The 11,317-nt window shown below is 59.8% G+C and carries 8 protein-coding genes and 2 pseudogenes; 7 read left to right on the top strand and 3 right to left on the bottom strand.

The genetic code is table 11. The features are described from left to right. Window positions 1-363: 363 nt before the first annotated feature. The 3 genes from NKH78_RS28530 (at window position 364) to NKH78_RS28520 (ending at window position 4,377) form a co-directional block, all read left to right on the top strand. Complete coding sequence (locus tag NKH78_RS28530) at window positions 364-1,260, top strand: glycosyltransferase (RefSeq protein ID WP_352507543.1); 897 nt, start codon at window positions 364-366, stop codon at window positions 1,258-1,260. Window positions 1,261-2,342: 1,082 nt separating this feature from the next. Continuing rightward, the gene (locus NKH78_RS28525; RefSeq protein ID WP_502899871.1) at window positions 2,343-3,362 is read left to right on the top strand and encodes an oligosaccharide flippase family protein; all 1,020 of its coding nucleotides are present in this window, start codon (window positions 2,343-2,345) and stop codon (window positions 3,360-3,362) included. 22 nt (window positions 3,363-3,384) lie between these two features. Beyond that, window positions 3,385-4,377, top strand: coding sequence for a glycosyltransferase family 8 protein (locus NKH78_RS28520; protein WP_352507589.1), 993 nt, complete (start codon window positions 3,385-3,387; stop codon window positions 4,375-4,377). Here the strand turns inward: NKH78_RS28520 and NKH78_RS28515 are convergent. Both NKH78_RS28515 and NKH78_RS28510 read right to left on the bottom strand, forming a co-directional pair. Continuing rightward, window positions 4,328-4,733 (bottom strand): annotated as a pseudogene (locus NKH78_RS28515) (glycosyltransferase family 2 protein). The gene NKH78_RS28520 and the pseudogene NKH78_RS28515 overlap by 50 nt on opposite strands. Window positions 4,734-4,801: 68 nt before the next feature. After that, window positions 4,802-5,839 (bottom strand): glycosyltransferase family 4 protein, encoded by a 1,038-nt coding sequence (locus NKH78_RS28510; protein ID WP_352507542.1) that lies wholly within the window; start codon window positions 5,837-5,839, stop codon window positions 4,802-4,804. Window positions 5,840-6,268: 429 nt separating this feature from the next. Between NKH78_RS28510 and NKH78_RS28505 the strand changes: the two genes are divergently transcribed. Next, window positions 6,269-7,399 carry a glycosyltransferase family 4 protein gene (locus NKH78_RS28505; protein WP_352507541.1) on the top strand — a complete coding sequence of 377 codons (1,131 nt, stop codon included), beginning with the start codon at window positions 6,269-6,271 and terminating at the stop codon, window positions 7,397-7,399. On the opposite strand, the gene NKH78_RS28500 is transcribed toward NKH78_RS28505, so the two are convergent. After that, window positions 7,392-8,624 carry a glycosyltransferase gene (locus tag NKH78_RS28500; protein ID WP_352884847.1) on the bottom strand — a complete coding sequence of 411 codons (1,233 nt, stop codon included), beginning with the start codon at window positions 8,622-8,624 and terminating at the stop codon, window positions 7,392-7,394. The genes NKH78_RS28505 and NKH78_RS28500 overlap by 8 nt on opposite strands. 245 nt (window positions 8,625-8,869) lie before the next feature. Here NKH78_RS28500 and NKH78_RS28495 point away from each other — a divergent pair, with 245 nt between their 5' ends. The 3 genes and pseudogenes from NKH78_RS28495 to NKH78_RS28485 all read left to right on the top strand — a co-directional run bounded on the left by NKH78_RS28495 (window position 8,870) and on the right by NKH78_RS28485 (window position 11,063). Then, complete coding sequence (locus NKH78_RS28495) at window positions 8,870-9,742, top strand: glycosyltransferase family 2 protein (protein ID WP_352705783.1); 873 nt, start codon at window positions 8,870-8,872, stop codon at window positions 9,740-9,742. Between the two features lie 13 nt (window positions 9,743-9,755). Next, a pseudogene (locus tag NKH78_RS28490) lies at window positions 9,756-10,154 on the top strand (polysaccharide biosynthesis/export family protein); the annotation flags it as partial. A gap of 3 nt (window positions 10,155-10,157) precedes the next feature. Next, window positions 10,158-11,063 carry an HlyD family secretion protein gene (locus NKH78_RS28485; protein ID WP_352507592.1) on the top strand — a complete coding sequence of 302 codons (906 nt, stop codon included), beginning with the start codon at window positions 10,158-10,160 and terminating at the stop codon, window positions 11,061-11,063. The last annotated feature ends 254 nt before the right edge of the window (window positions 11,064-11,317 follow it).

Raw genomic sequence — 11,317 nt, 5'->3', positions numbered from 1 at the left:
AGAAGCCCCTAGGGGTAGGACATGGCTGCTATAGCAATCGTCCATAGCTATCCGTACGACGCTTTCTTCGGCGGGGACGGTGCCTATATTCAGGCCTTCGGCCAATATCTTTTGAAGTCCGGGCACGAGGTACACGGGTATGTATCCGACATAGCGCGCGGACGAAGGAGCCCAATCTGCAGGAGTGCATATGAAATAGAAGAATATTTTTCGTGGCAGGTTCGTAAAAGCATCAGGTTGGGCCGGAGGACATTTCTATCCACAGAACTGCTTGGCCTCAGAAATCTGGCCGGATCGTTCCTCGGACGGAGAGCCGCACCGGTTCCCCCAGGGACGGAATGTCCCGAGGGAGAAATTCAGTGGGTGCTGGAACGTATCGATGCACTGAGACCGGACGCAGTCATACTGTTCCATGAGGCGGTACATTTCGCTCCCTCTCTCTCTCGCAACGGTCACAGGATTTTCTCGCTCGTTGGCCATCTTCAGCACCGCAGTGGGGCGTCGCACTGGGAGGCTGGAGGAAACCATGGCGCGGGCAAAATCTTGGCTGAGGAGCAGAGACTGTCCCACTCGCTGAACGCGGCGGAGTGCGTCGGTTTCAACAGCAATGATGACGCTTCCTACGCCCGCGACCGACTCGGGGTAAGACACGTGATCCCTCTCGGCATGGGCTTCAGCAATCACGAAAAGCCGCCGGAAAGCAATGAGCCCGTCGTCCTCTTTGTTGGGAATGCCACAGACCCGAATCGTGCCGCGCTCTCGTGGTTCCTGTCGGAGATCTGGCCAGCGGTTCGAATCTTCTGCCCCACGGCAAGGTTTCGGATCGTCGGAACTATTGCCTCCACGCGTGAGGCTACGCCGGAGGCGGACGGCCTCGAGCGTGTGGGGCCGCTCCCGGACCTTGGTCCCGAATATCGACGCGCCCAGCTTGTCGTGGCTCCGCTCGTATCCGGTACTGCCGGCGTCAAGATCAAGGTGGCCGAAGCCATGTCTTACGGCCGCCCCCTCGTGACGACCTCAATAGGGGTGGACGCCGGTGACGCCCATCAACTCGATGAGGGAGCGATCGTCGCTAACGGCGCTGCAGACTTCGCGCAGGCGGTCATCGCGCTGTTGAGCAATACGGAACTCCGGCGTCAGAAATCCGAAGGTACTGCCCGTGTCTTCGCCAATCTCTTTTCTTACGATGCGTGCTATGGCCCGTTCCTGTCCTGGCTCGGCAAGGTAGGCCAGGTGGCTGAAAACAAGCCGCCTTCATAGATGGCGTAGGGAGGCAGGGCCTTCTCGAGCCTTAGTTGGATTGACGGAGCGATGTGACTCGGAGCGGGCAGGCAAAGAACACACGACTGATAGGGTGGCCGGCAGGCCCGCGGCGTCTGGTCCGTGCGGGTCGGTCCATTCGTTCATCGTGCTCTCCTGGAGATCAATCCGCGGACTGGCAGCCGCTTAACTGTCGAACTCCCCGAAATCGCCTTGGAGTGAAGAAGCGCAAGCATGCTTTCCGAGGCATGGCTTTTCGACAGCGTCTGCCTTGGCCAGCTCTCAAGCACGCAACCGCTATGTTGCCGGAGGGTGGCGGGCTGGTGCAAAACTCAATCATAATGTTGGTCCGCTACTCGGCTTCCCTGCCTTTCCTCACTCAATCCCCTTTCTGGCCATCTCGCGATCGGTGTCGTCGGCTACGCACTTGTCGTCGGATCGGGAAAAGCAGGTCCGCGTGTTGGGGGCATCGCGGCCTCCGGGGGAAATCGGCCGTCCACTCGACGACTGCAGATAGGGGGCTGCGTTTTGCACCGCTACTCCTTTAGACGGGGGCCTTCCCTAGCCTTTTAGACGGCATGACCTTCCAACCGGTGTGTCGGACTATCCGTGCCGCATCCAGGCGGCCGCGCCCGGCCTGTTGGGGAAGAAGGGCACGCATGCTTTCTGTAAAACGCGACTCCTTATGAGCACAGGTGAACGCTACGTCCTGCTCGTTACGAATTTTGTCACTGCAGCCGTAGTCTCGCGAATATTGACGCCCGAGGAGATCAGGTCTCGGTGATCGGCATGGCCATCCTGGCGATTGTCATGTCCATTTAGGGAGTTCTCCAGTTCGAACTTCCTCATCCAGCGCGACGAACTGAGCCGCGAGGATATCGGGGGCCTTCATGGTGATATTCATCCTTACGGGAATCATCGCCGCCGTTCTTGTCGCCGTTCCCCTGGCGTGGCGTCGCTTTACGGGGAGCCGAATCTTGTTTCCTACTTACGGGTCATCTCGATCTGCCTTTTCCTCGACGCCTCATTCATCCTGATCAACGCTCTCCTGCGGCGGGAAATCCTTCGGCAAGGTAGCGGCCATCAACATAACAGGGACCACGACGGGTTCCGCGGCAACAATCGCGCTGGCGTTGGCGGGCTTCACCTACATGAGCTTCGCCTGGGGCTGGTTGATCGGCAGCGGTCTTGCCGCAGGCGTCGCCCTCGCCTTGCGACCCCATTTCTGGATGTTCAAGCCGTCCCTGGTCAACTGGCGCGGAATGACCTCGTTCGGTGGATACAACGGCGTTGTCGCCATACTTTACGGCATCTTTGACGCCCTGCCCCTACTCCTGTTGGGGCGCCTCGTGTCACCGCATACGGCAGCCTTGTTCAGCAGAACCCTCTTGATCGGCCACATACCCGACAAACTGGTCCTCGGAGGTGCCATGACGGTCGTGCTGCCCGCCTTCTCCGCCGAGGTTAGGCAAGGCAGGGATTTGAAGGGCCCGTATCTCGCCGCCCTTTCTCTTGTCACCGCACTCCGCTGGCCCGCTCTCCTCGTGCTTTCGGTTCTGGCTTACCCCGTCGTGGTCGTGCTCAGTCATCAATGGATCGAGGTCGCTCCGCTCGTGCAAGTCGTCGCAGTCGCGCTCCTCTTCTCCTTCAGTTTCGAACTCAATTACCCGGTGATGGTTGCGGTGGATGCGACTTGTTTATCGCGCACTGATCGTCTTCCCGCTTTCCGGCATTCTCCTGTCCATAGCCGTGATCTTCGGCGGACTGCAGGCGGCCGCCTGGTGCATGCTGGTGACCTTCCTTTCCAGGCATACGTTGCCTTGAGCTTCGTTCGGCGCAGGCTGGGACTGAGACGCAGGGACATCGCTGCAGCGCTATGGAGAAGCGCTGTCGTGGCCATGGCGAGCGCGGCTGCTCCGCTGTCCGTGATCGCTTTGTCAGGCTCCGGCTTCGCCCTTTTGTTCGGGCAGGCATTCGGGGCGGGATTGTTTGCGTTGAGCGGATGGGCAACAGCATTGATTCTTACCCGACATCCGCTCTTTGACGAGATAATGAAGACCATCCCGGTATTCCGGCGAGCCAAGCTCCGCCCGGGTGAATGAGGCTTGCGCATAGGAGAATGTTCTGTCAGCAACTCCTTCGGAAACAAAAGGCTCTGCGATAGTCCTTATTTGTAACGAGAACTATTTGCTGCCGACCTTCTCGGCGGCTCTTTCGGCTGATCACCACACAGCGGCTGATGTGCCGGTCTATATATTCGTGGTCAATTCCGATCCCGGATGGGCCAGCCAGTTCGACCATGCGGTGGCGGGCACCAAGATCAGGATAGAGGCGGCTCATCTATCTCAGCTCGAGGAAGCAACCCGGTTCCACCGCGACAGATATCTGCCCGCGATCGCACTGGCTCGGCTCTGGTTCGACGGGTTGCTCGACCAGGAAATAGACAGATTCTTCTACATCGACGGAGACACGATGGTCGACGGAGAGTTGGACAGCCTCTTGGCTGTGCGGCCTTCCCCCGGAAGGATCATGGCGGCCCCGGATGTAATGCGCATGTTCATGGACGAGAAAAGCCGGGGCAAGAAGCACGAGCTCGCCTACCTGAACGGCTTGGACTGCGATGCAGACAGCTACTTCAATTCGGGTGTGATCTACACGTCGCGCGAGGCTTGGAACAGCATCGTTCCGGAGGCGCTGGAATTCCTATTCGAGCACCCTGAAGGCTGCCGCTCGTCAGATCAGAGCGCGCTGAATCACGCCGCCTACGGCCGCGTTGATATGCTGCCGCTCACATACAACTACCAGAGCGAGCACATGATGGTCCTCGACCCGCGTAGGAACGGGTTCGCGCCGGCAATTTGGCACTTCACCGGCGGGCCAAACCCTTGGGATAGGCCGGGATGGCCTTGGGACGAGTATTTTAACAGATTCCACCGGATGGCAGAGCTGCTGCTCGTAGACTGCGATGTGAAAACGCCGAAGCCGCCTGAGGCTCAGATGCGCGCGGGAATTTCGCATAGGCGGCGGACAAAAAACAGGCTCAACTGGATCTACCCATGGCGCAAGATCACGAGGAAGGCAAAAATCCTGCGACTCTTATCTGCCGGATCCCTTTAATTCCGACTTTTTCCGGAAGGGCCGCTGTTGCGCGTTTGAGCGCCTTCGCTCCGTGGCCGAGCGTGTCTGCTGCGAGAATGTCGTCGGCGCAAAGGTTCATGAAGTAGTCGGCCTCGGCCCTGTCGATGGGTTCGTTGAAGGAGACGTTGCGCCCAAGGTTTTTCTCGTGGCAAACGACTTCAACCCTCGGGTCCTGTGCCGCAAGACCTTGCCACCCCGATGCTATCGTCCGTCGAAGCGTTGTCGATGATGATCTCCCTGAGGCGTTCGACATCCTGGGACAGCACGCTGCCGACACACTCGGACAGAAAATGCTCGTAGTTGTAGCACGGTATAACGACGTCGAGGCTTGCCAATTGGCTCTCCCGCTAGCCCTTCACTGTTTTCGGCTTCCTGGCTCTGCTTGCCGCAGATTGCCAGCCGGTCAATTGCGGAACTCCCCAAAATCAGCGTCGACCTGTATCATGAGTTCGAGGTATTTCCACGCAATCCATCGCCAGGAATAACTGCTCGCCCTGGCGTATCCCTTGGTGATGAACCGCTCCCGCAACGCTGGGTCGAGCATCAGCAGGCGGACGGTTTCGGCCCACAAATGGACGTCGTCGGGATCGGCATAGAGAGCCGAATCCTCACAGATTTCGGGAAGACACGGCGAGGTCGAGGCCACGACCGGGCAGCCCGACGCCATCGCTTCGACGGCGGGTAGCCCGAAACCCTCGATCCGTGACGGGAACAGGAAGCACAGGGCGCCTTCGAGCGCCTTCTTAAAGTCGTCGTCCCCTATGCGGCCAAGGAGGACGATGTTCCCGGGCATTTCCGGGACGTACCGCAGGACCGTGTTCTCATTGACATCGCCGGGCATCCAGAGATCGAGACCCATCCCATCGAGGAGCGGGGCCAGCTTGGCGAGAAGCCCCATGTTCTTGTATTCTTGGTCCCGCCTTCCAAGACAGAGGACGTACGGCCTGCCGCGGTCCACGGTCAGTGACGATCTTGCTGCATTCCATCTCTTGGCATGGTCGCTGCCGTTGTAAGTGACGACGATGTTTTCCGCTGGCGCGATCCCGAATTTGACAAGATGGCTGCGCGAGAGTTGCGAGACCGTCGTAATGCGGGCGGCTCGCCTGCCAAGTGCCGGCAAGATCAGTCGGTGCGCCCACCTGAAACCCCGCCCGTAGCTCGACGGCATGAGCCTAGTGTGCATATCATGGATGCACGCGATCTGGCGCTTCAGCACGATGGGAGCGAGGTTGCAAAAGCTTAGCAATCCTCCGGGCACGTGCCAGGGCAACTGCGCCTGCACCCACAATTGGGGAAGTCGCGGCAAGTTGAATTCGGGAACGACTCGGGTGGAGATGGCGTTGAGGCGGAAAGGTTCGGAAAGCGGACGCGGCACCACGAGATCGATCTCCAGATCGCGACCAAGCGGGTGCCCTTCCGAAATGAGGGCGTCGAGAGCCATGGTCACCTCGCTGGCGTAGCGAGCTATTCCGGTCGGCCTGAGCGTGGTGAAGTCGCCGTTTATCGTCCAACGCCGCCTCGCAGTTTCGCTGTCCGCCCACGTCCTGCCGGGATGCGCGACCAGATATTCGGAATGTTCGGCAAGCGATCTCGCCAGCACTGTGTCGGCGCTGTTTCTGTTCACCTGTTTGGGCCGTCTTGGTGGCCACTTTGTCGTATCGGTTTCGAGATTGCCCATGTCGCTCCCCCGCCCTTTCGGCGTCGCGAGCCAGACTAGCATTCTCGGGGGTGCAAGGGTCCTCAGACGTTTGAGGTAGGCACACTATCCCCCTCGCCTATCTGGATGATTCCCGGTCAGCCCCGATGACCCAATGGCCGTGATGACCGCCCGTCTTCGCGGCTGCACACTGAGGGTTAAAAAGGGGAACGCATGGCACGGCGTTGGACGATAAATGGGCGTTTTCTTTCCCAACCGACGACAGGCGTCCAGCGCTATGCGCGCGAGGTCGTCCGTTCGCTCGACGCTTTGATCGCGGAACAGGAGCCTCTCGCGCGCGGTCTCGAAGTCGGACTACATTGTCCACCGGGGTCGGGCGACATCCCCCTCGTTTCCATCGAACGCCGCGAGATCGGCAGCAGGAGGGGGCATGTCTGGGAGCAGGTGCAGCTCCCGTCATCGCTAGACGGCAGCGGACTGCTCAGCCTCTGTAACACCGGACCGCTGCTTTCCCACAAGCACATCGTCTGCATTCATGACGCAAACGTCTGGAACGCTCCGCAGAGCTATTCCATCGCCTTTAGAATAGTGTACAGGAATCTGTTGCCATGCCTCGGCAAGACGGCGTGGGGTATTTCGACGGTTTCCGATTACTCGTTGGGCGAACTGGTCCGCCGCCGCATCATCCGGGAGCAACAGGCTTTCGTGGCGCCAAACGGCCACGAGCATGCTTTGCGGTGGAAGCCTGAACACTCGGCAGAGACACGCCTGGCGGCCTCGCGGGAAACCATCGTTATGATCGGCAGTGCCGCACCCCACAAGAATGTGGAGCTCATCCTGAACATGGCTGACCATCTTGGCGAGGCCGGACTCAGGATCGCGATTGTCGGGATGTCGGATTCCCGTGTTTTTAGATCACCATCAGCCCGGGCCGAAGCCCGAAACATTCACTGGCTAGGGCGCATTTCCGATGGCGAGTTGGCGGCCCTCCTTAGGGACTCACTGTGTCTAGCTTTCCCCTCCCTTTCAGAGGGCTTCGGCCTCCCGGTCCTCGAGGCGATGGCGGTCGGCTGCCCTGTGGTGGTTTCCGACCGCGCCAGCCTGCCGGAAGTCTGCGGGAGCGCAGCCCTGTTTGCACCTCCCGACGACCCGGAAGCATGGTTCGAAAGCTTCGTGCAGCTTCACGGTTCTCAGGCCTTGCGACTCCAGTTGATAGGCAAGGGCAGGGCGAGAGCCTCGGCATACAGTTGGAGGGCTACGGCCTTACGCTATCTCGGGGTAATGGCTGCCGCCGACGGTATCGATACGGAAACGAAGGTCGTCAGAGCGCGCGAACTTACGTGATCTCGTGAAGTGCCTGGACAGCTCCGAGCGATTCCAGGATCGCGCGGTCGAAGTTCTCTTCGGAGAAGCGTCCTGCATTCCTGGCGCAGGCGCGGGGCGTGATCGCATAGCTGTTCTCTTCGAACCATTCGACTGCCTCCTTGAGGTGATCGACAGTTTGAGCCTTGAACAGCACTCCTGTCGGTTCGAGGGATGATCCAAGGCGCTGCACGATGTCTGCCGCCCCACCGCGGCCGAAGGCAATCAGTGGCGTTCCGCAGGCCTGCGCCTCGGCCAGCGCTATGCCGAAATCCTCGCAGCCCGCAAAGACCATGGCCTTTGCCCGCGCCAAGGTGTCCACATAGTCTTTCCGAGGCAGATAACCCGAGAAGGTGACGTTCGAGCCGGCAAGCGCTCGCAGACTGGATGATTGCTGCCCTTCGCCAACGATGATTAGCCGCCGCGACGGCATTTCGTTGAAGGCCCGGATGACGAGGTCGGTGCGCTTGTAAGGGGCGAGGAAGGACGCCGAAACGTAGTAGTCGTCCTTGTCCTCCACGCAGGGCAGTTCTCCCAGAGAGACCGGCGGGAAAACGACGCGTGCCTGGCGCCCATAAATGTGCTGGATTCGGGAGCGGACGTAGTTCGAATTCGCGAGCATCATATCCGGGCCGTGCGCGGTTCTCGTGTCCCATGTCCTCAGCCGATGGAGCATGTACCGATAGAGCATTCCCTTGGGACCGAAACCAAGCCGCGCTTGCTGAAGATAAGAAAACTGTTCGTCCCAGGCGTAGCGGACGGGGCTGTGCACATAACAAAGGTGCGGTTGGTCCGGCCTGGTGATCACGCCGCGCGAAAATGCGGCTGACGACGAGATCACCGCGTCGTAACCTGTCACATCGAACTGTTCGATCAGGAAGGGGCAAAAGAAGAAGAGAGATCTATAGAATTTGTGCACCATTGGTATGCGGTTGGCTGCGGACGTATGGAATTCTACGTCGCGGAAATATTTCTCCTTTACATCGGCTGGCAAGAAATCGAAAAGCGTGAAGACTTCGGCATTAGGAAACTGCTTGCAAATTTGCGCCAGAACCCGTTCACCTCCCCGGAAATTCGGGCACCAGTCATGAACGACCGCGATCTTCGCGTACCTGTCGACGCCGGGCCCCGGCGCGGCGGGCAACTCCTCGATCGGCACGTTGACCTTGGCCGCGATGGCCAAATCGGAAGAGCGTTCGTGGAGCATGGTTCGCCTAGCCTCAGCAGGCCAGCAGTTTCCATTCCGTGTTATGGCTCCGGCAAGTTGTCCGATCGGTTACAGGTTGATCCGGGTGCATGCCTGCCTAGTACATATGGCTGTGGGGCATTCACCGGCTGTACTCCGAAAGCCTGTGTCCCGAGGTAGGCCAAGCTCCTGCCGTCCCCTTTTATGCAGGCTGTCTCGGTCCTCTCGTCGGCTTACGGTCCGCGGGAACCGAAACGGGATCCAGCATGAGACTCGCCGTAATCATCCCGACTCTTGGCCGCAGCGGACAGGTCGCGCGCCTGCTCAGATATTTGGGTGGCCAGACGAGACTTCCCGACGAGGTCATAGTGTCGGCGCCCGACGCCGCGCATGTCGAGCTGCCGGAAAGCTGTCCTTTCCTTTTGTCGCTCGTTTTCGGGCCGATAGGATCGTCTGCCCAGCGGAACACGGCTCTTGTACCCTCCCTGGAGCGCTTCGATATCATCACATTCTTCGACGACGATTTCGTTCCGTCCGCCGAATACCTGGAGCAGGTCGAGAAGGCTTTCGTTGAAAATAGCGGCTGGGCGGTGGTGACGGGCGCGGTCGTCAGGGACGGGGCCAACAACGCGGGGCTCACCTGGGAAGACGCCGAAGCCGCCCTGCGGGAGGCCGAGGGTAAAAAACAAGACGGACCATCGGTGGTCGACCATCTCGGCGCATACGGATGTAACATGTCCTTCCGTTCCTCGTTTGTGGACGACTTGCGCTTCGACGAACGGCTCGTCCTCTATGGTTGGCAGGAAGACATCGACTTCACCAGCCAGATGAGGTCCCGGGGCCGAGTGGTCTGCGTGACTTCAATCACGGGCGTGCATCTCGGCATCAAGACAGGGCGTGTCAGCGGAGAGCGGTTCGGATACTCCCAGGTTGCGAATGCGATCTACCTGATCAAGAAGGGCACTGTTCCGGCCTCTTTCGCGCTTCCCCTGATGTTCAGGAACATAGCGGCCAACCTCGCAAAGAGCCTGTGGCCCGAGCCGTTTGTCGATCGGAGGGGCAGGCTCAGGGGCAACATGCTTGCGATCCTGCACGTGGCTACAGGACGGATCGAACCCGAATACATCCTGAAAATCTGATGTGAGGAAGACAATGCGAAAATGGCTGGTCAGGGTGGTGGCGGCTTCACACGTGGCCGCGGCCTGCCCCTTGCCGACGGTGGCTGCCGAGTATCTCCTGGGACCGCAGGATAAGGTCAGGCTCAAAATTTACGAGTGGCGCGCATCACGCGATGTGATCTTCGAATGGACGGCTCTCAACGACGATTTCGTTGTCGGCGCCGACGGCACGCTCTTCCTTCCATTTGCGGGCCAGATACGCGCGCAAGGCACCGCCCCCGGCGACCTCGCCCGCGCGATCAGCGACCGCCTGACGCAGCATATGGGCCTCGGCCGCCAGCCGGATGTCGCCGTCGAAATCGTCCAGTACAGACCGTTCTACATAGTCGGCCACGTCGCGCAGCCCGGCGAGTTTCCCTATAGGCCCGGACTGACGGTGCTGCAGGCGGTGGGGATCGCGGGCGGCCTGCGGACACGCGAGGAAGACGTCTTGAGACTCGAGCGTGAAGTGATCGCGGGCCAAGGTGACGTGGGATTGCTGGCGCTGACCAACGTCAGCTTGCTTGCCCGCAAGGCGCGACTGGAATCCGAACTGGCTGGCAGCAACGACATCTCTTTCCCTGCAGAACTGAAGAACAGGGCTTCGAATGGAACGGTCGGGTTGACGATGGAGCAGGAGCGCAAGATCTTCGCTGTTCGCAAAGACGCGCTGACGACGCAACTCCGTGCACTTCACGAACTCAGGGAGTTCCTGGAAAACGAACTGGTCTCGCTCGAGAAGCAGCTGACCTTCCACGACAAACGGGTCGAACTCGTCCAGAAGGAGCTTGCGGGCGTTTCGACCCTTGTCGAGAAAGGGCTTGCGGTTGCTCCGCGGGAATTCTCTCTGGCGGGAATGGTCGCCCAGATGCAAAGCGACAGGTTGGCTGCCGAGACCTCGCTCTTGCGGGTCAGGCAGGAGATAAGCAAGACTGACATCGAGATCCTCGACCTCAGCAATCGCCATACCAGCGAGGTCGCCGAGACGTTGAGGGAGACGCAGCTACAGCTCAATGAAGTCGGCAGTAAAGTCGACACCGCAGTACAGTTGCTGCACGAAACCGAGGTCACGGCCCCTGCTCTGCTCGCCCTCAGGGAACGCTCCGAAAGGGCCAAGCCGATCTTCAAGATCGTGAGGACGTCCGACAGCGGCACGGAAGAACTCACGGTTGAGGAAACGACGCCGGTCGAGCCCGGCGATACCGTGAAGATCGAGATCCCACTGCCGCAGTCAGGCTTGGCTGCGCTGCCTGCAGGCGGCAGCTCTCAGGCGGAGCCGATACCCGTTCTGGACGCCAACTGATCAAGTTGTATGGTCCAGCGCGGCCTTCGCCTCGTTCGCTCGTTGACCGGTCACCCACAGAATTGACGCGTTGGCGTGAACCGGGGCAGTTGCCATGTACTTTGAGGCACCCTATCAGGGAGCCGCCAAACGTGACAGAAATCACCACCCTGACTGAACCTTCCCTGGCGCAAAGAGCCAATTGGTCCGCGGATACCAGTGGAGACATCGGTGCTCATAAGTGTAGTGGCCGTATCGGCGGTCGGCGTTATGTT

The organism is Mesorhizobium sp. M0910 (genome assembly GCF_040319465.1).
In the GTDB taxonomy this organism is placed as follows: Bacteria; Pseudomonadota; Alphaproteobacteria; order Rhizobiales; family Rhizobiaceae; genus Mesorhizobium.
The sequence above is the reverse complement of the archived record's forward strand: the minus strand, read 5'-3'. Positions and strand labels throughout refer to the sequence as shown.